Origin of the sequence: Candidatus Photodesmus blepharonis (assembly GCF_000731795.2) — a bacterium.
GTDB lineage: Bacteria > Pseudomonadota > Gammaproteobacteria > Enterobacterales > Vibrionaceae > Vibrio > Vibrio blepharonis.
The window spans coordinates 98,650-121,513 of record NZ_JGVK01000027.1; the positions used below are offsets into that span (position 1 = coordinate 98,650).

A 22,864-nucleotide genomic window follows, 5' to 3' on the forward strand; every position below is an offset into this window, starting at 1 on the left:
TTAATATTTTCGATAAATATTCTGGTACTTATTAAGTTGAGATGGAAGAGTCTCCATGAAATCGCATTACTGTTTTAGCTAGATTTTTCTGAGTTTTTAAAAGAAGGTACAGATTGTAGACAAGTAATTCTTGTTATTAGACAAAAATGTTGATGAGCATTACAAAATATACCACTTCGTATTTTTTCTTCCTGGTAAATTAAAAGTAGAATGGGAATATTTTATAAAAATTTATTAACTATATGCATTTTTAGTACGTTGCTAGGGTGTGCCATAAGTCAATTTACTTCAGATTGGGAGTTAAATGAGGGTTATGATCAGGGTAGTTATCGTGGCAGTTATTATGAGGTTGAGAAGGGTGATACGCTATATTTCATTTCTTATATTACAGGTAAAGATGTAAAAGAAATTATTCGTTATAATAATTTAAAAGTACCTTATATTATTTATCCTGGTCAGAAACTTCGATTGTGGAAATTTTCTTATGTTTTCAACAAATCTAGAACAGATGACGTTTCTCCAGTTTATATTGTTCGTAAATTGGATAATGATCGTCGTCAAAATTCGAAATTGATCGAAAAAGAACCTATTAATAAGGTTGAACAATTGAAATCAAAGGAGTATGTTGAGCCTGGAGATAAGTTAAGTACCACTAAGAAAGTTAGTCATGCTAATCTTCAAAACAATGATGCTGTTAAGTGGTTATGGCCGACTAGTGGTAAGATAATTAAAGATTTTTCCTCTGGAAATCAAGGAAATAAGGGCATAGATATTGCTGGAGAACGCGGTCAGATCGTGTTATCTGCAGCGGAAGGGGTAGTCGTTTATTCTGGAAATGCCCTGCGTGGTTATGGAAATTTGATTATTATAAAACATAATGATGACTATATTAGTGCGTATGCGCACAACGAAAGCTTGCTCGTAGGTGAAAGAGAAAATGTTGTCGCAGGTCAGAAAATAGCAACAATGGGTAGCTCAGAAGTTGGAAACGTTCATTTGCATTTTGAAATTCGATACAAGGGAAAATCAGTGAATCCTAGACGCTATCTACCATAAAGTTTACCTTTTTGGAATCAAAATTCGCAATTAATTCGCAGTGATGTCTTGCTAAATCAGGGAGGTGTTATGAGTGTTGACAACATGGCGACGAAAATTGAAGAACTCAATTTAGAAGAGGAGTTTATTGTTGGGTTTGAAGAGGAGGAAAGCAAGTCTAAAATTTTACAAATGGATGCTAACGAAAAGGAAGAATTTGAAGTATCCGCGAAAAGTTTAGATGCAACACAACTATATTTGGGTGAAATTGGTTTTTCTCCTTTGCTTACTGCAGAAGAAGAAGTGCTTTACTCTCGTCGTACTTTGCGTGGAGATGAGGTCGCTCGTCGGCGTATGATTGAAAGCAATCTTCGGTTGGTAGTGAAAATATCTCGTCGATATAGCAATCGTGGTTTAGCGCTTCTTGACCTTATCGAGGAAGGTAATTTAGGTTTGATTCGCGCAGTTGAAAAATTTGATCCAGAAAGGGGGTTTCGCTTTTCAACGTATGCCACCTGGTGGATAAGACAGACTATTGAGCGTGCATTGATGAATCAAACACGAACTATTCGCTTACCGATTCATGTTGTTAAAGAACTGAATGTCTATTTGCGGACAGCCCGTGAATTATCGCAAAAATTAGATTATGAACCTACAGCGGAGGAGATCGCAATTCAGCTTGATAAGTCTGTTGACGATGTCAGTAAAGTTTTGCGGCTTAACGAACGTGTGAGTTCTGTAGATATGCCGATCAGCAGTCATGGAGAAAAAGCATTACTGGATATTATTCCCGATACGAATAATGCGGATCCTGGAGTATTCACTCAAGATAGTGACATTAAGGACTCATTAATTCAGTGGTTAAACGAGCTGAATTCCAAACAAAAAGAAGTTCTTGCGCGCCGTTTTGGTCTATTAGGTTACGAACCATCAACATTAGAAGAAGTTGGTCGAGAAATCAATTTAACTCGGGAGCGCGTCCGTCAAATTCAAGTAGAGGGTTTGCGCAGATTGAGAGAAATTCTTGTTAGGCAGGGTCTAAATATGGAAAATTTATTTAATGTTGAAGATGAGTAATAGGTTTATTTCTGGTCATTTTTTTTGTTGCCATTTAGAATGATTCCCTTTAATCTATAAAGCTCATCTAATGCTTGACGAGGCGTAAGATCATCAGGCTGTATATCTCTTAAAGCTTTCGCTAGTAAGTTTAAAGTAGGTATGATATTTTTCTGATTCCTAACGGCTGCTAAACGAAATTTTGTTTCATTCGGTTTTATAGCAGTCTCTTCAAGCTCTTTTAGTTTTATGAAAGCCTCTTTGATAGCCATTTTTGGGATTCCAGCTAGCCTAGCGACAGCTAAACCGTGGGATTTGTTTGCTGGGCCTGTTTGTATTGAGTGCATAAAGACAATTTTATTTCCATGTTCTACTGCGTTTAAGTGTACGTTAGCGAGATTAGATAGTTGATCTGGCAACTTGGTTAACTCAAAGTAATGAGTAGCGAACAGTGTCAACGAATTATTTTTTTCAGCAAGATATTGCGCGCTTGCCCAAGCTAATGACAATCCATCGTAAGTGCTAGTTCCGCGTCCAATTTCATCCATTATCACTAAACTGTAAGCGGTGGCGTTATGAAGAATATTTGCTGTTTCTGTCATTTCGACCATAAAGGTTGAACGACCAGAAGCCAAGTCATCTGATGCTCCAACACGAGTAAAAATACGATCGACAGAACCAATTTGAACCGATTCTGCTGGTACATAAGAACCGATATGTGCCATTAGGACAATTAATGCTGTTTGGCGCATATAGGTTGATTTTCCTCCCATATTCGGACCAGTAATAATTAGCATTTTTCGTTCTTCGTTAAGTTCAATTGAGTTAGGAATGAAAGGTTTATCAATCACTTGTTCAACTACTGGATGACGTCCCGATTGTATATAAATTTCAGAGTTTTGAGTCAAAAAAGGACGGCAATAATTTAATGTTTCTGCTCGTTCAGCAAGGTTTTGCAAGACATCGATCTGTGCAATCGCTGATGCGAGGTTTTGTAATGATTCTAAGTTTGGCATGAGCAGATCAAAGAGTTCTTCCCAAAGTTTTTTTTCTATCTCTAAAGCTTTTGAGCGTGAGTTAAGAACTTTATTTTCGTACTCTTTCAATTCTGGAATTATATAACGTTCGGTGTTTTTCAATGTTTGACGACGAAAATAATTAGGTGGTACTAAGTGACTTTGTTTACGACTAACTTGAATAAAGAAACCGTGTACACTATTATAACCAACTTTAAGCGTGTCGATACTATGACGCTTGCGTTCATTAATTTCTAGTTTATCGAGATAATCTTTTGTACCCTTTGCTAGGTTACGCCATTCATCTAGTTCTTTATTATAGCCTTCAGCAATTACATTACCATCACGTATTAGAACTGGAGGATTTTCTTTTATTGCGTTCTTTAATAATAAATATATTTTTTCTCTAGATCTTGATGACATAGCTAATTCAGCCAAATAGGGGTGAGTCACGGAGCTTAGTATGATTTCTAGTTTAGGTAGTTGTTCTAAAGCTTGACGTAAACGGGTCATATCTCTAGGTTTTGCTGAACGTAGTGCTACTCGTGCTATAATACGCTCAATATCGCCAATTTGTTTTAGGATAGGTCTAAGTTCTGAAAACAGGAAGCGATCTTTGATTTCTTCGATAGCACTAAGACGTTTATTTAAAGTATTAATGCAGCGAATTGGTTGATGTAACCAACGTTTAAGCATGCGACTTCCCATAGTAGTCGCGCTATGGTCAAGTACTTTGGATAAAGTGTTTTCGCTACCACCTGATAGATTGTGAGTGATTTCTAGATTACGCCGTGTAGTCGCATCTAATAGCATAAATTTTTTTTGATGTTGAAAAGTTAAAGAGCGAATATGAGGTAGTGCAGCACGTTGGGTATTTTTTACATATTGTATTAGGCAACCTGCAGCGCATAAACCTAAGATTGCTTCTTCAATTCCAAATCCAACTAGGTTGTTTGTATCAAATTGCTGATTGAGTTGTTGTTTTGCTGTGTCAAATTCAAATTCCCAAACAGGGCGACATCGATTGCCATTTCGGTTGTGTATTAGTTGAATGGGTTCAAAATTTTCTGGAAAAAGAAGCTCTCTTGGAGAAGTACGCAGTAATTCTGAGGCCATTACTTCCTCTGTTTCGATTTCAGTTAGCTGAAATCGACCAGAAGTTATATCTAAGGTTGAATAGCCAAATTTGCCTTTACAATGATAGATAGCGGCAATTAAGTTATCAATTTTTTCAGGTAATAGAACTTCATCAGTAACAGTACCTGGCGTTATAATTTGTACTACTCTTCTTTCTACTGGTCCTTTGTTAGTATGTGGATCACCAACTTGTTCGCAAATAGCTGCCGATTCACCAAGTTGAATTAACTTTGCTAGATAGTTTTCAAGTGAGTGGAATGGGATACCAGCCATTGGAACTGGTTTTCCTGCTGATTTCCCTCTATGAGTTAAGGAGATATCTAATAATTGCGAAGCAAGTTTTGCATCGTCATAAAAAAGCTCATAGAAATCTCCCATACGATAAAATAGCAATATTTCGGAATGTTCGGCCTTTAATTTTAAGTATTGCTGAATCATGGGGGTGTGTTTTTGATCATTTTGCATGGAAGCACATTTCTTATTTATGTTGTGTGAAACACAATACGTGAATTATGGTTATACGAAAAGATTTAAATAGATTTAAAATGCTCAGGATTGCGTTCTCAGGTAATAGATTTGAAAAAAAATTAATTATGATGAAGTCTTATTTCAATGAGTTAAGCAGTGGCTTTAAAAATGTTTTGTTGAAAAAATTAAAACTTGATAAGTAAACAGTAGAATGGCAATTCATGGTAAGCTTAACCAGTCTGGAGTGATGTCTTGTACATGCTGAGCAATGAACAGTTATCTATCAATAAGCAGATATATTGGAGAAAGTGATGGACGAAAATAAACAGAAAGCCCTAGCTGCAGCTCTAAATCAGATTGAAAAGCAGTTTGGCAAAGGGGCAATTATGCGCCTTGGTGATAATCGAGCGATGGACGTTGAAACTATTTCTACGGGTTCGCTTTCTTTAGATATTGCTTTAGGTGCTGGTGGTTTGCCAATGGGACGTATTATAGAGATCTATGGTCCAGAATCATCCGGTAAAACAACCCTCACTCTTGAATTGATTGCTGCCGCGCAACGTGCAGCTAAAACCTGTGCGTTTATTGATGCAGAGCACGCATTGGATCCAATTTACGCAAAAAAATTAGGTGTTGACATTGATGCACTTTTAGTATCTCAGCCAGATACTGGCGAGCAAGCACTAGAAATTTGCGATGCTTTAGCTCGTTCTGGAGCCATTGATGTTATGGTTGTTGATTCTGTAGCCGCACTAACGCCGAAAGCAGAAATTGAAGGAGAGATGGGAGACAGCCACATGGGTTTGCAAGCCCGTATGCTTTCTCAAGCCATGCGTAAATTAACTGGTAACTTGAAGCAGTCTAGTTGCATGTGCATTTTTATCAACCAAATTCGCATGAAAATTGGTGTTGTGTTTGGTAACCCGGAAACGACTACTGGCGGTAATGCTCTTAAGTTTTATGCTTCAGTTCGCCTAGATATTCGTCGTGTTGGTTCCATTAAAGAAGGTGATGAAGTTATTGGTAACGAAACACGTATTAAAGTGGTCAAGAATAAGATTGCTGCACCATTTAAGCAAGCTGAAATGCAAATTCTATATGGTCAAGGTTTTAATCGTGAAGGAGAGCTAATTGATTTAGGTGTCAAACACAGATTGATTGAAAAATCGGGGTCTTGGTATAGTTACAATGGTGATAAGATTGCTCAGGGTAAAATAAATGCAAGTAAGTATTTGTGTGAAAATGTAGAGTTAGCACAAAAGATTGATGCACAACTTCGAAAGATGTTGTTGATACAGTCTTCACCTAAGAGTGAAACAATAACAGAAGAAATTGTCGAGCGTTCTAGTTAAGCTACGTTGTTCTAATTAATTGAATTTTCTTGTATTAGTTTGATTTGATCAATTGGCCAACGAGGTATAGTTTGGATAGATAAATTATTGGAAGTTTCATTGTTTTTCAGTTTTTGCATCCCAGCATATGCGATCATTGCGCCGTTGTCGGTACAAAATTCAGTTCTTGGGTAGTAAACTTTAGCGCCAATTTTTTTGGTTAGTTTATCAAAAGACTTGCGTAGTTGCTTATTTGCACTGACTCCACCGGCTATAGCGATGCTTTTCATTCCAGTTTGCTGTAGTGCGCGTTCGCATTTGATGAGTAGGGTATCACAAATTGCTTCTTGAAATGCATAAGCAATATCTGCACGTGTTTGACTATCATTACGGTGAGATCTAATAGTATTGGCAGCAAATGTTTTTAAACCTGAAAAGCTCATGTCTAGCCCCGGTTGATTTGTCATTGGACGAGGGAATTTAAAACGACCTGGATTGCCTTTTTTGGCTAAATGAAAGAGCAAGGGACCACCAGGATAATCTAAGCCCAGTAATTTTGCAGTTTTATCAAATGCTTCTCCTGCTGCATCATCAAGCGATTCTCCGAGAATTTTATATCTTCCAACACTTTTTACTGCTACTATCATAGTGTGGCCTCCGGATGCTAACAGGGCTATAAAAGGAAAGGAGGGGCGTATATCTTCTAGCATTGGTGATAATAAATGTCCTTCCATATGATGTATGGGTAGGGCAGGGATATTCCATGCGTAAGCGATGCTGTGTCCAATTGTAGCTCCAACCAGTAAGGCACCAGCTAAGCCAGGACCTGCAGTATACGCAATAGCATTAATATCTTTTTTCGTCAGCTGAGCTTCTAGGAGGGCTTGCTTAATCGACGGGATTATTTTTTTAATGTGATCTCTCGATGCCAATTCTGGGACTACACCACCATATTGAGAGTGCAATTTAGCTTGGCTATATAACACATGAGAAAGCAGCCCCTTTTCTTCATCATATATGGCTACACCTGTTTCATCGCAAGAAGTTTCAATACCAATAACACGCATTTCGTTAAAATATTTTTTGTACTTTAAGAACTTGAGTAAAGTGGATCTACTCTACTCTGCTTACTTAAGTTTCGCAAATAAGTTTTGTATGCAAAATGTGTCAGGATAAAATACTTTACAAAACAATTGTGATCAGATTAAAATTCCATGCTACCTTAGATAAGGCTATTTAAAGGTAGCAACTTTTTTTATACATAGATATAAGTGTTAATGAATAATTTCTAAGGTGGAAGGGTATATGCCAATAGTTAAAGTGCGTGAAAACGAACCGTTCGACGTTGCGCTGCGTCGTTTTAAACGGTCTTGTGAAAAGGCAGGAATCCTTTCTGAGGTGCGTCGTCGTGAATACTATGAAAAGCCGACAACAGTCCGTAAACGCGCAAAAGCAGCAGCTCAAAAACGTCACTTTAAAAAACTAGCTCGTGAAAACGCGCGCCGGATCCGTTTATACTGAGAGTATCTAGACACTTAGCAGGATAACAAGTTGGTAGTAGGCGTTTTTTGAAATTTGCTGATTTAATTAATTATTTTTATTTAATTATTTGTAAGCACGTAATAAAGCATTTTGAGTATTGGTTTCAGGACTTGAATGAGATAGTAGGCGGTAGATACATAACTGGCTTGTCTCTGTTCTTTCGATTTCCGGATTTTTATGGTAGGGCGTATTCCTCGTAGCTTTATTCTTGATCTTCTAGCCCGATTTGATATCGTGGACATTGTTAGCACGCGTATTAAACTGAAGAAGAAAGGTGAGAATTATACTACTTGCTGTCCATTTCATACTGAGAGGACTCCTTCTTTTTCCGTAAGTTCAGCAAAACAATTTTATCACTGTTTTGGCTGTGGTGTACATGGTAACCTTATCGATTTTTTAATGAAATATGATGGGATAGGTTTTGTTGAGGCTATAGAAGAGCTTGCTTTACTTTCAGGTCTTGATGTTCCACACGAACGATGGAGGTCTGGTCAATTTACGAGAAACGTTGAGCAAAAACGTAACCTATATCATCTGATGAATAAAATTGCTCAGTTTTATAGCGATCAGTTAAAATTTACTAAGTCTGTGGTTGCTGTAAGTTTTCTAAGAAAGCGTGGGCTTTCTAGCGAAATTATTCAAAAATTCGGTGTTGGTTATGTTCCTGATGCATGGAATTTAATAGGTCAAAAATTTATTCAAGAGCATGAAATGCTTATTGATCTCGGTATGCTAGTTAAAAAAAATAAAAATAAACACTATGATCGTTTTCGCGATCGGATTATGTTTCCAATTCATGACCGTCGTGGTCGAGTTATTGGTTTTGGTGGACGTGCTCTTAAGGAAAGCGTGCCAAAATATCTTAATTCGCCAGAAACATTTATTTTCCATAAAGGAAGGGAACTCTATGGTCTTTATGAGGTGTTGAAAAACTATTGCTGTTGCGTGATTCCCAAAATTTTAGTTGTAGAAGGCTATATGGATGTGCTTGCTTTAGCTCAGTATGGTATCGATTATTCCGTTGCTTCACTTGGAACATCCACGACGGGTAATCATTTGCGGACACTCTTTCAGCAAACTAACACTGTTATTTGCTGTTATGATGGAGATAAAGCAGGTAAGGGAGCAGCATGGCGTACACTAGAGAATTCATTAAAATACTTAAAAACTGGCGGTATGCTTAAATTTTTATTCCTGCCTGATGGTGAAGATCCTGACAGTTATATTCGTCAATATGGTAAAGATAGATTCGAGGCATTAATAAAAAATGCGACTCAGTTTTCTACGTATTTATTTGAAAATTTAATCAAATTATATCAGTTAAATTTAGGAACAAATGAAGGTAAATCAGCGTTACGTGCCTATGCTAGTAAGTTAATTAATAAAATTCCTGATATTTATTTTCAGGAAGTTCTAGATAAATTGCTAGACGCAAAGACTGGATTTGATAGTCAATTAAGGCAAACAAAGTCGTGCTTTTATCAAAATCAATTTCAGTTAGGTAAAAATTTTAAACGAACTCCGATGCGAGAAGTTCTTGCTTTGCTCATTCAAAATCCAAATTACGCTAGTTTGGTACCAGATCTTTCAAGTGTTAGAGAATTATCGTTACCTGGATTGGGTTTATTGTTTGAAATTCTTGATTATTGTCGAGTTCACCCCAACATCAAGGCTGGTCAATTACTGGAACATTGGCGATATAAAGAGAATGGAGTGCTTTTATTTCGTCTAGCGAATTGTGAGATTCCTTTATTAAACGAAGAGAATCAAAAAGATGTATTTTTAGATTCGTTAGATAAAATATTAGCTCGATGTGTAGAAAAGAAAATTGAGGTTTTGCAAGCTAAAGATAGAAGTGCTGGTTTACCAGACCAAGAAAGAAAGGAATTATTGGCTTTGATGTTAGATTTCAAAGCATAAGTCAGTTTAATTGACTAGAAATAAATGAATTTGTTAGTATTTACGATTTGCAACTCGTATTGCTAAGTCTATTACTAGATTATGAAGTTGGATACCATCTATGGATCAAAATCCGCAATCACAGTTAAAGTTACTTGTTATTAAAGGTAAAGAACAGGGTTATTTGACCTATGCTGAAGTTAATGACCATTTGCCTGAAGAAATTGTAGATTCTGAACAAGTGGAAGACATTATTCAGATGATTAATGATATGGGAATTAAAGTAGTAGAAACTGCTCCTGACGCAGACGATCTAGCTCTAAATGATGACAGTACAATTACAGATGAGGATGTAGCTGAAGCTGCTGCTGCCGCCTTATCAAGTGTAGAAAACGAAATTGGCCGTACGACAGATCCTGTTCGTATGTATATGCGAGAAATGGGAACGGTGGAGTTATTAACTCGAGAAGGTGAAATTGATATTGCCAAGCGTATTGAAGATGGGATTAGTCAAGTGCAGAATGCAGTAGTCGAGTATCCTGGTACTATCCCTTACATCCTTGAACAGTTTGATAGGGTTCAAGCAGAAGAGTTGCGTTTGACCGATCTAATTTCCGGGTTCGTTGACCTTAACGATGATGGAACTGCAGCGCCAACTGCTACACATATTGGTTCTGATCTTACGGAATCTGATCTTGAAGATGAAGACAAGGAAGAAGATGGAAGTACAGGTATTGATCCAGACTTAGCTCTTGAAAAATTTACTGATTTACGTAAATCTTATCAGGAACTTCAATTAGTAATTAATAAGTATGGTGTCGAAAGTACTAAAGTATTTCAAGCAACTAAAATATTGCAGGAGGTATTTTCTGAATTTCGTCTCACACCAAAGCAATTTGATTACTTAGTGAATGAATTGCGTATTTCAATGGATCGTGTGCGTACTCAAGAACGCTTAATTATGCATCAAACTGTTGAATACGGCAAAATGCCAAAGAAATCATTTATTGCACGATTTACAGGGAATGAATCGAGTCAAGTATGGCTAGATGAAGTTTTCGCCTCAGATAAGCCATATGTAGAGAAAATTAAATCTAGTGAGGATAATATTCGTCGTTCCATAGAAAAATTGGATATTATTGAGAATGAAACTTCTTTGACAGTGCAGAGCATTAAAGAAATAAGTCGTCGTATGTCTATTGGTGAAGCGAAGGCTCGTCGTGCAAAAAAAGAAATGGTTGAAGCAAATTTACGTTTGGTTATCTCTATAGCTAAGAAGTACACCAATCGAGGTTTGCAATTTTTAGATCTTATCCAAGAAGGTAACATTGGTTTAATGAAGGCGGTAGATAAGTTTGAATATCGCCGTGGGTATAAATTTTCAACTTATGCGACATGGTGGATTCGTCAAGCAATCACTCGTTCAATTGCGGATCAGGCACGTACCATTCGTATTCCAGTACATATGATCGAGACAATTAATAAATTAAACCGAATTTCTCGTCAAATGTTGCAAGAGATGGGACGTGAACCTTTGCCAGAGGAATTAGCAGAACGTATGCAAATGCCGGAAGACAAAATTCGCAAGGTGCTGAAGATTGCTAAAGAGCCAATTTCAATGGAAACACCTATTGGGGATGATGAAGATTCGCACTTAGGTGACTTTATTGAGGATACCACTTTGGAGTTACCGCTAGACTCTGCAACTTCAACGAGTTTGAAAGTTGCAACTAGAGATGTTTTATCTGGCTTAACTCCTCGTGAAGCGAAAGTCTTGCGTATGCGCTTCGGTATTGATATGAACACCGATCATACTCTTGAAGAGGTGGGTAAACAGTTTGATGTTACTCGTGAGCGCATACGTCAGATAGAAGCAAAAGCTCTACGTAAATTACGTCATCCAAGTCGTTCCGAAACACTTCGTAGCTTCCTTGACGAGTGATTAAACTCCAAGCATGCTTAGTGTTGTAACATTTTTGTGGAGTTGCAGTTAGTTTATTCATACCAGTTCAGGTGTTTATCATTGAGGGGCAAGTTTCGACTGCTATTTCAATTTCGTAGTAGGTATGTACTTTAAAATTGTAAGTGGTGCGCTCTGAAGGATTCGAACCTTCGACCACATCCTTAGAAGGGATGTGCTCTATCCAGCTGAGCTAAGAGCGCGTTTAAATTTTGAGGAGTTCATTGTACTGATTTAATTAACGTAATCAACAATTTTTAGTTAAGGTGTTCTTAAACGAAGAGCAAAGCAAATATTTTTTATGGATGTTGATATAAATTTCTGCGACAATGCGCCCAATGGTTATGGATCAGAATGAAGGATTTTCATGACTGCTCAAAATATCGATGGAACGCTGATTTCTCGGATTGTTCGTTCAGAAGTTGCAGCTCGCGTTAAGGAACGCATTAAAGTAGGGTTACGTGCTCCTGGGCTTGCCGTGGTATTAGTTGGTGAGGATCCGGCTTCTCGAATTTATGTTGACAGCAAGCGTAAAGCTTGTGAAGAGGTAGGATTTGTTTATAAATTTTATGATATCCCGGAGACGGTTTGCGAAAAAGACCTGTTGACTCTCATAGATAAATTGAACACGGACTCTGAAATTGATGGCATTTTGCTTCAACTTCCATTGCCTCTCGGTATTAATACTATGAGTGTAGTAGAACGTATCATGCCAGAAAAAGATGTGGATGGTTTCCATCCGTATAATATTGGTTGTCTTGCTCAACGTATTCCGAAATTACGTTCATGTACTCCCAAGGGTATTATTACTCTTCTTGATCGTTATAACATTAGTTTGTGTGGTAAGCATGCAGTAGTAGTGGGTGCTTCAAACATTGTAGGTCGTCCAATGACATTGGAGTTGCTTTTAGCAGGTTGTACTACAACAACATGCCATCGTTTTACCAAAGATCTTGAAAGTCATGTTCGCCAAGCTGATTTAGTCGTCGTCGCTATCGGGAAACCTAATTTCATTCCTGGATCTTGGATCAAGAAAGGTGCTGTTGTAGTTGATGTTGGCATTAATCGCTTAGACTCCGGTCAATTGGTCGGAGACGTGGAGTATAGCGTGGCAAAAGAAAATGCCAGCTTTATTACTCCAGTACCTGGTGGTGTCGGTCCAATGACAGTTGCAGCCTTAATAGACAACACAATGATTATCGCCTCATGTGGGTGGAATCTCTCAAATGTTTAAATGCCCAGCATAATATTCTTAATTATGTAAAAGAAAGCTACTGAAAGCAATCCACCTGCGGGCAGTGTCACAATCCAAGAAGCCACAATATTCCGCACTACTCTTAGGTTCAGAGCAGCAATACCACGAGCAAAACCAACCCCGAGTACTGCACCTACCAAGGTTTGTGTAGTAGAAATTGGTAAACCTGTGCCGGATGCCAGCACCACAGTGCATGCAGTTGCTAGTTCAGCTGCAAACCCACGACTTGGGGTCAGTTCTGTTATACCAGTTCCCACTGTTGCAATAACTCTAAATCCAAGGACAGCGAGGCCAACAACAATACCCAGACCACCTAACGGAAGGGCCCACCATGCGATTCTACTTTGGGTTGTAATTTCTCCTATGTTTTCAACGGTTGCTACAATGGCAGATAAAGGGCCAATCGCATTGGCCACGTCATTTGAACCATGCGCAAACGCCATAGCACATGCGGTGACAACGATTAATGAGGCGAATACCCTTTCTAGATCAGAATAACCACCTTTGCTTTCATTTTCATCGCTATTCTCCTCACTTTTTTGGTTAGGGTATTTTTTTTGAATATTTATATAACCAATAAGCATGACGACTGCAGATACACCCACTGACCAAAAAAAGGCCTCAGAATTACTTAGATGTAAGTTAATGTGCTTAAGACCTTTTTTAACTGTTATAAAGAAAAGAACCATTACAGTGAGGAACATATAAACAGGTATTAACCGTTTTGCGTTTACAAGAGGATTTGCTGTGTTAAATATTAGCTTTTGCGCACTGATAAAGATAGCATATGCGATAAGTCCAGAAATTGCCGGCGTGATGACCCAGCTGGCTACAATCCTTTGAACGGATACCCAGTCCACGATGTGGGTTCCAACTGATGTACAAGCGAACCCGATTATAGCTCCTATAATTGAGTGAGTCGTAGATACCGGCCATCCCATATAGGAGGCCAACAATAGCCACGTTCCTGCAGCTAATAGGGCGGACATCATACCATAGACTAAAATATCTGGCTGATGAACAAAAGAAGAAGTTTCAATGACGCCTTTTCGAATTGTGCTTGTTACTTCACCTCCCGCAAAATATGCACCTGCAAATTCGAAGACTATTGCTATTAAAATTGCTTGTTTAACAGTCAATACCTTTGTACCGACTGAAATTCCCATTGAGTTTGCGACATCATTAGCTCCTATCCCAACAGCCATAAAGAAACCGAAAACTGCCGAAATAATCACTAATATAGTGCCATAGTTTATTAAAACATCCATTTTTTTATTTTTAAGTTATGTATCGTATATGTTAAGAACGCGAAAGCATAAGTTCTAAACGTGTACCTACACGTTGAGCTTGATCAGCGATTCCACCTGTCCATTCTATAATCTCATATAAAAATATGATATCAATAGGACTATGTTCTGCTTCTATTTCCATTAATTTTTGACGTAGTTTCACCTGCATGTTATCAGTATCATCTTCAATTTCATCGAGTTGATGAATCATTTCAGCTACTAGTGTTATCTCACGAGCTATAAATCCAGTTCTTAATAGCTCTTCAAGTTCATTAATCACCATTTGCGCTTGATTAGCTGCCTCCAGGCAGCGTTTTAAGTAAATGATGAAGCCCTCTTGCAACGTTTTTGGTATAATCAATTGACGACCATAAACGCGACCAGCAATATCTTTTGCTAGGTTAGCAAGTTTATCTTGTTGAGTTAGTAATTCAAGCATGTCTGTACGGTTGACAGGCATCAGCAAACCGCTAGGTAATTTAAGACGAATCTCATGTTTTAATTTATCAGCTTTTTCTTCTAGACGAGATATTTGCAAATGAATGTCGGATGCTTTTTTCCAATCTCCTCGCGAAGAGCTTTCAAAAAAATCTACCAGATGTGAACAACATTCATTTACATAAACCACATGGCGTTGCAAAGGTTTAATCGGGGATTGCGCGAACAACCCCATAATGGTATTAGGTGACATTTTTCCCTCCAAATTTTGAATTTATTAAAGGTTGCCAATTTTTTTGAAAAAAAACCGTAATACATTTCTCATTTTTGAGTAATCAATCCAATTGTCTTATACACTTTTTTTAATTGCTTTTCGGCACGGATTGAAGCTTTTTTTGCTCCATCTCGCATTACTAAATCTAAATAACTTTGATCTTGACGAACACGTTTATATTCATTTTTTATTGGTTGAAGCATTTCAATAATTGCCTCACCAACGTCTTTTTTAAACGATCCATACATTTCAACATTTTGATATTGTGTTTCGATTTCGGAAAAAGTTTTACCCGTTGCTGCTGAGTAAAGACTTATTAAATTTGAAATTCCAGCTTTTTTTTCTGAATTATAAACAATACGTGGTGGTATTTCAGAGTCAGTCTGAGCCTTGTTAATCTTCTTAATAATTGATTGGGGTTCTTCTAGAAGGGTGATCACATTCTTACGATTATCATCTGATTTTGACATTTTTTTATCTACATCCTGTAATCCAGTTATTCGTGCATTTGCATCTTGAGTATACGCTTTGGGTACAGTGAAGATCGGATCTTGAGGACTGTAAAGATTATTGAAGCGTATCGCAATATTACGGGCTAGTTCTAGGTGCTGTTTTTGATCTTCGCCAACAGGAACTTGATGAGCGCCGTAAAGCAGAATGTCTGAAGCCATTAATACAGGATAATTGAATAAACCTATATTTATATCGTTAGCATAGCGTTGAGATTTATTTTTGAACTGAGTCATACGCTTTAATTCTCCCATTTGCGTATAACAGTTCAAAAGCCAGCTGAGTTGAGTATGCTGTGGTATATGTGATTGAACGAACAAAGAGCTTTTTTTTGGATCAACACCAACAGCTAGGCAGATAGCAAGCGTGTTTAGGGTTGTTTCGTATAGTGTTTTGGGGTTCTGACGAACTGTAATAGCATGAAGGTCTACTATGCAGTATTGACAATCATAATCATCTTGCATTTGTTTCCATTGACGTAGTGCTCCCAGGTAATTGCCTATGGTTAAGTCACCTGATGGTTGAATACCGCTAAGAACGATATTTTTTTTCATAATTACCTACCTCAATATTTAACATTTTCATAAGTAGTGTACTTATTGATAGGTATTTTACTAGCAGTTTTGTTAGTTAACTATTCTGTATTTGTACACCTGAATATCTATTTCTGTTTTAGAATTTATCATAAAATGTACGTTTAAATACAAGGTGAGTGGGAGAATATGAGTTTTTTGCACGTTGATTTTGAAATTTTTTAATGTTTTATAGTGTTGTTTAAAATAATTGCAACGAAAGCTTGCTTATCTGACTAAGAACAGGGAAGCAAGAGTCTTCTTGGTAGAGAATGACAATGTTTGAAAAAAGAGGTAAGATGCGGTGCTTAATTGGTAATGTTTTAGATAAAAGCTAGCATGCTTTAAAATGGGAAACTTAAGGATGATTTTAGTTATTGGTCATAAAAATCCAGATAGCGATAGTATCTGTAGCGCTTTAGCAGCCACAGAGTTGCTTAAAGCACGTGGTCTCAAAGCAAAGCCGATACGTCAGGGTGAAATTAATTATGAGACGAAGTACATTCTTAAAACTGCAGGTGTGGAAGAACCTGAACTGATCACAAGCATTGCTGGTAAAAAAGTATGGTTAGTCGATTATACTGATTTATCGCAAGCACCAGATGATATTAATCAAGCTGAAATTTTAGGTATTGTTGATCATCATAGGTTAGGTGATGTGACCACAGTGAACCCTCTAGAAGTTTGGATTTGGCCTGTTGGTTGTACATGCACTATTTTGTTTTACCTATTTCAGATGGAAGAGATAAAAATCACTTACCAATTAGCAATTCTTATGATATCCGCGATTCTTTCTGATACAGTAGGTTTTGCCTCTCCAACTTGTACACAAAAAGATAGAAAAGCAGTCCAAGAGCTATCAAAAATTGCTGAAATTGAAGATTTAGATGCATTTATCAAGATGCTCATGATTGCCAAGACAAATATTAAGGGTTTATCTGCAACTCAGTTAGTGGAGAAAGATCTTAAAATGTATCTGGTACATGCTCGTAATGTCCTTGTTGCTCAAGTTGAGCTTGCGGCTTTAGAACAAGCGGATAGTATGATCCAGGCGTTAGGATTTGATCTTGAGCATCGTTGTAAAGAAAATGATTTGGCACTTGCTGTCTTGATGCTTACGGATATTACAACGAATCGAACTTGTTTAATTTATAGGGGTGAGTGGGCATTTAAGTTAGATAAATTTTGGAAAAAGGGCATGCTTGTAATGGAAAATACACTGAGTCGTAAAAAGCAGGTTTGGCCTTGGATTCAGGCTAAACTTCTTTAGAATTTTTACAGTTCATGTTCGATATGTATCAATTTCGAAGCCTCATTAAGTTTAGATTTCTATTACTTTGGAGTGATATTAAGTTTTAGGAGTTCAAGATAGCGCGTGTGAATATTCAAATACTACTTAATAATAAAATATCTCAAGCTTTTGAAGACGCTGGTGCACCTAAAGGAAGTTTTGTCGCTGTTCGCGAATCAACAAGGGTACAGTTTGGTGACTACCAGTTAAATTGTGTCATGGGTATCGCCAAAAATCTAGGTGTGAATCCAAAAACGTTTGCAAAGAAAGTGCTTGACTTCTTAGATCTTAGCGGAATTGCAAACAAGATAGAAATTGCAGGACCTGGTTTCATTAATATTTTTTTAAATGAGGATTTTTTACTTTCAAAGGCAAATTTTGCATTTGGAGATGATTCTCTTGGAATAGAGAAAGAAGTCACTCAAACTATAGTTGTCGATTATTCTGCTCCAAATGTTGCAAAAGAGATGCATGTTGGTCACTTACGCTCCACAATTATCGGTGATGCTGTTGTGCGCGTACTAGAATTCTTAGGTCATAAAGTTATTCGTGTTAATCACATTGGAGATTGGGGTACTCAGTTTGGTATGCTCATTGCGAACCTTGAATTTGTTCAGAAAAAATCAGGTGTAGTGTCGACGAATCTGTCTGATTTGGAGGCTTTTTATCGCGAGTCGAAGCAGCTTTATGATGAAGATGAGGAGTTTGCGGTTAGAGCTCGTAGCTGTGTTGTTAAGTTACAAAATGGTGATCAATTTTGTAGTAACATATGGAAAAAATTGGTTGAGATCACAATGGTTCAGAATCAGCGTAACTATGAGCGATTAAATGTTTCTTTAACTAGGGACGATATTATGGGAGAAAGTACATACAACGGAATGCTCCCGGGTATAGTCGCCGATCTTAAGAAGAAAGGTTTAGCTAAAGAAGACAATGGTGCACAAGTTGTTTTTCTAGATGAATATCAAAATAAAGATGGCGATCCTATGGGTGTCATTGTTCAAAAACGAGATGGTGCTTTTCTTTATACTACTACTGATATTGCTTGTGTAAAGTATCGTTGTGAGTGTTTGGGTGCTGATCGTATACTTTATTTCGTTGATTCTCGTCAGCATCAGCATTTAATGCAAGCTTGGATCATTGCTCGTAAAGCGGGCTATATTCCTGAAAATGTGTCTTTAGAACATCATGCGTTTGGTATGATGTTAGGTGAAAATGGTCGACCATTTAAGACACGATTGGGTAACGTTATTCATCTTACAGATTTATTGGATGAAGCTCAAGAACGTGCCATAAAAATAGTTGAGTTGAAAAATCCAAAATTGTCTTTAAAAGAAAAAGAAAATATTGCTAGCACAGTTGCAATAGCAGCAATTAAGTACGCAGATCTTTCAAAGCATCGTACTACCGATTATGTATTTAATTGGGATGAGATGTTATCTTTTGAAGGAAACACTGCACTGTATATGCAGTATGCATATACTCGTGTTATTTCTATATTTGTCAAAGCAGGTGTTTCAATGGAGTTTCTTGAAGGCGAGATTAAAATTACCAACGCGAAAGAGAGAGCACTTATTATTAAGATTTTGCAGTTCGGAGAAGTAGTGCGATCAGTGGCTCGTGAAGGGCAGCCTCATATGATGTGTAGCTATTTATTTGAACTAGCAGGCCGATTTTCTTGTTTTTATGAAATGTTTCCTATTTTAACTGCGGAAGATATATCCGTTAAACAAAGTCGTTTGAAGTTGTCTGCACTAACAGCAAGAATTATCAAACAGGGTTTATCTTTGCTAGGTATTGATACCTTGGAGCGTATGTAAGAGATCGTAGTAGTAGAAAAAATAAATTAATTGCCTTATCAACGTTCTTAGTCCTGTTAGCGATTTTGATAAAATTTGTTAATCTAGTTGTCCTCGCAGCTTGTTTGTTCTATTTATTTTCCTAAAGAGAAGAATGTAGAATACATATCTATACGGAGTTCTCTTCATCACTGTCTTTTTAGTTCTTTTTTATGCATAGTTAGAGTGCTTGCTGCTCCGAAAGATTCATTTTACAAAGTATCAATATGTATTTATTAACATCAAAACTAGTCAGAATTTTGTCGATTCATAGGTTTCGGTAATACACTTAATTTTTGCTACGAATTTTTTTACGTTTGATAGTTGATGTACTTTTATTATTAGATCTGATAACTGTCATAGAGAGGGAAATTTTCCGTTTGTTTGGAAGGAAGATTTTTCCTTGAAGAATTTACTACCCGTCTATATAAATTCTCGTGATTTTGATACTACAAGATTTTATGTTGTATTATCATAAAGAAATAAGTGTATAATGGCGAATATAATTATTTTCATAGTTTAGTGCAGTAATATAGGTAATTTGCTTTTTCAAAAAAAGTTTTTCTTAGTCAACACAGAAGTATTTTGGTATTGATTTGGATACAAGGAACAGATACTATGTCTTCAGTTAAGTGTTCCATGCAATGTAATTATGCAATAGTGATGTAGGTTGTTTGCTGTCGTTATTATTTTGACAACGCGTTCAGCTGCTCTTTTGATTTTCTTTATTTAAGTGTGCTGGAACGATAATTTATGCATTTACCCTTTAGATGCCGTGATGGCAATTCGTTTATTCAACTATCTCAACTTTAATTTTTAGGGCTAGCGAAGAACATGTTTAAGAAACTTCGTGGTATGTTTTCGAATGATCTTTCTATCGATTTAGGTACTGCTAATACGCTTATCTATGTTAGAGGGCAAGGTATTGTTCTGGATGAGCCTTCAGTAGTCGCAATTCGTCAGGATCGTGCTAGATCGGGAAAAAGTGTTGCAGCTGTTGGTTGTGCTGCAAAGCAAATGCTAGGTCGTACTCCCGGTAACATTTCAGCGATTCGTCCCATGAAAGATGGGGTTATTGCTGATTTTTATGTAACTGAAAAAATGCTTCAACACTTCATCAAACAAGTTCATAAGAATAATAGCATTCTAAAACCCAGTCCACGTGTCTTAGTTTGCGTTCCTTGCGGTTCAACACAAGTTGAACGTCGTGCTATTCGTGAATCAGCATTGGGTGCTGGTGCTCGTGAAGTTTATCTTATTGATGAACCTATGGCTGCTGCGATTGGTGCTGGTCTTCGTGTCTCTGAACCAACAGGTTCAATGGTTATTGATATTGGTGGTGGCACGACTGAGGTTGCAGTTATATCCTTAAATGGCGTAGTGTATTCTTCTTCCGTTCGTATTGGTGGAGATCGTTTTGATGAAGCAATTATTAATTATGTACGTCGAAATTATGGTAGCTTAATCGGTGAAGCAACAGCAGAAAGAATTAAACACAAAATTGGTTCGGCTTATCCAGGAGACGAGGTTGAAGAAATTGAAGTGCGAGGTCGCAATTTAGCAGAAGGTGTTCCTCGTAGTTTTAGTTTAAACTCAAATGAAATTCTGGAAGCGCTTCAGGAACCATTGACAGGTATCGTTTCAGCAGTCATGCTGGCATTAGAGCAATGTCCGCCAGAATTAGCTTCTGATATTTCAGAAAATGGTATGGTTTTAACTGGTGGTGGTGCTCTATTAAGAGATTTTGATCGCTTGTTAACTGAAGAAACTGGTATTCCGGTTGTAGTTGCAGGGGACCCGTTGACTTGTGTCGCATTGGGTGGTGGTAAGGCGTTAGAAATGATTGATATGCATGGTGGTGATTTGTTCAGCGAGGAATAATTTTAAGTTTTTGTCAGAATCCTTCGATATATTTAATAAATAGTATAGTTGTATCGGTACATTTAAATCATGTAACCTGTATTTTAAAACTCGTATTAGTAGGATCTTTAATAGAATGAAGCTGATATTTGGTAAAGGACCTTCACTTCAACTTCGATTATTTTTGGCGATAATTTTTTCAATTTCTCTTATGTTGGCTGATAGCCGTTTAGATGCATTTTCACATGTTCGGTATTTGCTTAATACTTTAGTTTCACCATTGCACTATATGGCAGATATGCCTCGAATAATATTTAGTGGTTTTTATTCAAGTATTAATACTCGCAAGTCATTAATTCATTCAAATCAAAGTTTAAAAGAAAAAATTTTATATCTCAAAAGCGACTTAATGCTGTTAGAGCAATATCGAGAAGAAAATAAAAGACTTCGCAAACTTCTTGATTCCTCATTCATACGTGACGAAAGGAAAATTGTCACTGAAGTTATGGCGATTGACAGTACGCCATACCGTCGTCAAGTTGTCATTGATAAGGGTCGTGTTGATGGTGTTTATGAAGGTCAACCAGTAATTAGTGAAAATGGAATTGTCGGCCAGGTAGCTGTTGTTGCAGCCCACAGTAGTCGAGTTTTATTGTTAATCGATAATAATAGTGCAATTCCGGTTCAAGTTATTCGTAATGATATTAGAATTATCGCATCGGGTACTGGGAATGTGAAAACTATTCAGTTAGAGCATATTCCGGCTAGCACTGATATAAAAGAGGGTGATTTGCTGGTTACTTCAGGTTTGGGTGGTGTGTATCCTGAAGGTTATCCTGTTGCTTACATATCCACAATTAATCGTGATAATCAGAGGGAGTTTGTGTCAATCAGTGCTAATGTAGTTACAAACTTTGAACGTTTAAGGTATTTGCTTCTGATTTGGTCCAATGGATCCCGTACAGGTAGCATGATGCAGTCAGATTTTCAAGAAAGTTAAATCGGTATGTGTCTATGGGTAATGGTGTGTTGAAAAGTCAACTGGTGATTAGTGGTTCCTTTCTTATCGCGTTAGTTTTGCAGACTCTTCCGTGGCCGGGTATCCTTAATTTGCTTCGTCCTTCTTGGTTACTTTTAGTCGTTTGCTATTGGATACTATCCTTACCGCATCGCATTAATGTAGGCACTGCATTGATACTTGGTTTGCTGTGGGATTTATTACTTGGTTCAATGCTTGGTATACGAGGTATGATGATGTCTATTGTTTCTTACGTCGTGGCATTGAATTTTTTAGTATTGCGTAATATGGCTTTATGGCAGCAGGCGATTGTAATGGCTTTGTTATCAATAGTTCTGAAAGTTTTCATTTTTTTTGGTGAGTACTTAATTCAAGATATCACTTTTAATTTTCTCTCTTTATGGAGTAGTTTGGTTAACTGTGTGCTTTGGCCTTGGGTCTTTTTATTAATGCGAAAAGCCCGCCGTCATTGGAATGTGAAATGATCGATAGCGGAAAGTGATTATTTTAGGGCTATTAGGGCTACCTGTTGCTTGTTCTTAAAATTTTACTTTGATAGTGTTCTGTACGGCTGCAGAGCTGGTGTTAAATGTTATGCTGAATGAAACGCATATGCTTATTTAAGAATCGAATTCTTTAAAAAATTTGTTCTAAAATTTAAGGGAAAACGTGATTTTGTTTAAAAAAATCTGAAAAGGAAAAGTTAGTCAAGCATTCTCTAGAATGCTCTTGGCTTTTGTTGATATTTTTATACGTATCTAATATTTAATACAAAGAATATTGTTGTTCAGCTTATCAAAGATCTTTGARGAACTTAAAGGTGTCTAGTTTAATTTTTAATATCACTTTATTTTGCAGAGAGTTAAAAATAAATGCTATGGTTAATTTCGTATCGCTATTGAAAGAATTAAGTCTTGAACTCAAGATATTAAAGTTAAGGGGTTTGTAATAATCAAAAGTCTTAGAACCCAAATGTGAAATATGCGGTACTCTTTAATAATGAGTTTGTTGGTTGTCATAGTCTTGAAAAAATAGCTTTTCTCAAGTGAGAGTATGTAATTTGGATAGAATTATC

The 22,864-nt window shown here is 37.0% G+C and carries 17 protein-coding genes and 1 tRNA gene; 12 read left to right on the plus strand and 6 right to left on the minus strand.

Annotated features, from left to right (window positions below; genetic code table 11):
- Positions 1–210 precede the first annotated feature (210 nt).
- Both CF67_RS03440 and rpoS read left to right on the plus strand, forming a co-directional pair.
- The gene (locus CF67_RS03440) at positions 211–1,056 is read left to right on the plus strand and encodes a peptidoglycan DD-metalloendopeptidase family protein (RefSeq protein ID WP_034414464.1); all 846 of its coding nucleotides are present in this window, start codon (positions 211–213) and stop codon (positions 1,054–1,056) included.
- 69 nt (positions 1,057–1,125) lie between these two features.
- Positions 1,126–2,112 carry an RNA polymerase sigma factor RpoS gene (gene rpoS / locus CF67_RS03445; protein WP_034414467.1) on the plus strand — a complete coding sequence of 329 codons (987 nt, stop codon included), beginning with the start codon at positions 1,126–1,128 and terminating at the stop codon, positions 2,110–2,112.
- A gap of 5 nt (positions 2,113–2,117) precedes the next feature.
- Here rpoS and mutS read toward each other — a convergent pair whose 3' ends face one another.
- Positions 2,118–4,709 (minus strand): DNA mismatch repair protein MutS, encoded by a 2,592-nt coding sequence (gene mutS, locus CF67_RS03450; RefSeq protein WP_034414471.1) that lies wholly within the window; start codon positions 4,707–4,709, stop codon positions 2,118–2,120.
- 314 nt (positions 4,710–5,023) lie between these two features.
- Between mutS and recA the strand changes: the two genes are divergently transcribed.
- Positions 5,024–6,064, plus strand: coding sequence for a recombinase RecA (recA, locus tag CF67_RS03455; protein WP_034414473.1), 1,041 nt, complete (start codon positions 5,024–5,026; stop codon positions 6,062–6,064).
- 11 nt (positions 6,065–6,075) lie between these two features.
- Here the strand turns inward: recA and tsaD are convergent, their stop codons facing one another.
- Positions 6,076–7,110 (minus strand): tRNA (adenosine(37)-N6)-threonylcarbamoyltransferase complex transferase subunit TsaD, encoded by a 1,035-nt coding sequence (tsaD, locus tag CF67_RS03460; RefSeq protein WP_034414475.1) that lies wholly within the window; start codon positions 7,108–7,110, stop codon positions 6,076–6,078.
- A gap of 238 nt (positions 7,111–7,348) precedes the next feature.
- Between tsaD and rpsU the strand changes: the two genes are divergently transcribed.
- From rpsU to rpoD, 3 genes are all read left to right on the plus strand, one after another.
- Positions 7,349–7,564, plus strand: coding sequence for a 30S ribosomal protein S21 (gene rpsU / locus CF67_RS03465; protein WP_034414477.1), 216 nt, complete (start codon positions 7,349–7,351; stop codon positions 7,562–7,564).
- A gap of 198 nt (positions 7,565–7,762) precedes the next feature.
- Positions 7,763–9,505 (plus strand): DNA primase, encoded by a 1,743-nt coding sequence (gene dnaG / locus CF67_RS03470; protein WP_034414479.1) that lies wholly within the window; start codon positions 7,763–7,765, stop codon positions 9,503–9,505.
- A 100-nt stretch (positions 9,506–9,605) separates the two neighbouring features.
- Positions 9,606–11,426 carry an RNA polymerase sigma factor RpoD gene (gene rpoD / locus CF67_RS03475; RefSeq protein ID WP_034414481.1) on the plus strand — a complete coding sequence of 607 codons (1,821 nt, stop codon included), beginning with the start codon at positions 9,606–9,608 and terminating at the stop codon, positions 11,424–11,426.
- A 144-nt stretch (positions 11,427–11,570) separates the two neighbouring features.
- On the opposite strand, the gene CF67_RS03480 is transcribed toward rpoD, so the two are convergent.
- A tRNA-Arg gene (locus CF67_RS03480) sits at positions 11,571–11,647 on the minus strand.
- A gap of 164 nt (positions 11,648–11,811) precedes the next feature.
- Between CF67_RS03480 and folD the strand changes: the two genes are divergently transcribed.
- Positions 11,812–12,678: a bifunctional methylenetetrahydrofolate dehydrogenase/methenyltetrahydrofolate cyclohydrolase FolD gene (folD, locus tag CF67_RS03485; RefSeq protein ID WP_034414483.1), complete on the plus strand. Its 867-nt coding sequence runs from the start codon at positions 11,812–11,814 to the stop codon at positions 12,676–12,678.
- Here folD and CF67_RS03490 read toward each other — a convergent pair.
- The 3 genes from CF67_RS03490 to trpS all read right to left on the minus strand — a co-directional run bounded on the left by CF67_RS03490 (position 12,675) and on the right by trpS (position 15,764).
- The gene (locus tag CF67_RS03490; RefSeq protein ID WP_034414485.1) at positions 12,675–13,967 is read right to left on the minus strand and encodes an inorganic phosphate transporter; all 1,293 of its coding nucleotides are present in this window, start codon (positions 13,965–13,967) and stop codon (positions 12,675–12,677) included. The two genes, folD and CF67_RS03490, sit on opposite strands and share 4 nt — an antisense overlap.
- A gap of 31 nt (positions 13,968–13,998) precedes the next feature.
- Positions 13,999–14,679: a TIGR00153 family protein gene (locus CF67_RS03495; protein ID WP_034414488.1), complete on the minus strand. Its 681-nt coding sequence runs from the start codon at positions 14,677–14,679 to the stop codon at positions 13,999–14,001.
- Between the two features lie 68 nt (positions 14,680–14,747).
- The gene (gene trpS, locus CF67_RS03500) at positions 14,748–15,764 is read right to left on the minus strand and encodes a tryptophan--tRNA ligase (RefSeq protein WP_034414491.1); all 1,017 of its coding nucleotides are present in this window, start codon (positions 15,762–15,764) and stop codon (positions 14,748–14,750) included.
- A gap of 382 nt (positions 15,765–16,146) precedes the next feature.
- Between trpS and CF67_RS03505 the strand changes: the two genes are divergently transcribed.
- The 5 genes from CF67_RS03505 to mreD all read left to right on the plus strand — a co-directional run bounded on the left by CF67_RS03505 (position 16,147) and on the right by mreD (position 22,274).
- Positions 16,147–17,052: a manganese-dependent inorganic pyrophosphatase gene (locus tag CF67_RS03505; protein WP_034414493.1), complete on the plus strand. Its 906-nt coding sequence runs from the start codon at positions 16,147–16,149 to the stop codon at positions 17,050–17,052.
- 107 nt (positions 17,053–17,159) lie between these two features.
- A complete protein-coding gene (gene argS, locus CF67_RS03510) occupies positions 17,160–18,893 on the plus strand; it encodes an arginine--tRNA ligase (RefSeq protein ID WP_034414496.1) in 1,734 nt (577 codons plus the stop codon).
- A gap of 852 nt (positions 18,894–19,745) precedes the next feature.
- Positions 19,746–20,792 carry a rod shape-determining protein gene (locus tag CF67_RS03515; protein WP_034414499.1) on the plus strand — a complete coding sequence of 349 codons (1,047 nt, stop codon included), beginning with the start codon at positions 19,746–19,748 and terminating at the stop codon, positions 20,790–20,792.
- A gap of 115 nt (positions 20,793–20,907) precedes the next feature.
- The gene (gene mreC / locus CF67_RS03520) at positions 20,908–21,771 is read left to right on the plus strand and encodes a rod shape-determining protein MreC (RefSeq protein ID WP_034414501.1); all 864 of its coding nucleotides are present in this window, start codon (positions 20,908–20,910) and stop codon (positions 21,769–21,771) included.
- 14 nt (positions 21,772–21,785) lie between these two features.
- A complete protein-coding gene (gene mreD / locus CF67_RS03525; RefSeq protein ID WP_034414504.1) occupies positions 21,786–22,274 on the plus strand; it encodes a rod shape-determining protein MreD in 489 nt (162 codons plus the stop codon).
- Positions 22,275–22,864: the final 590 nt, after the last annotated feature.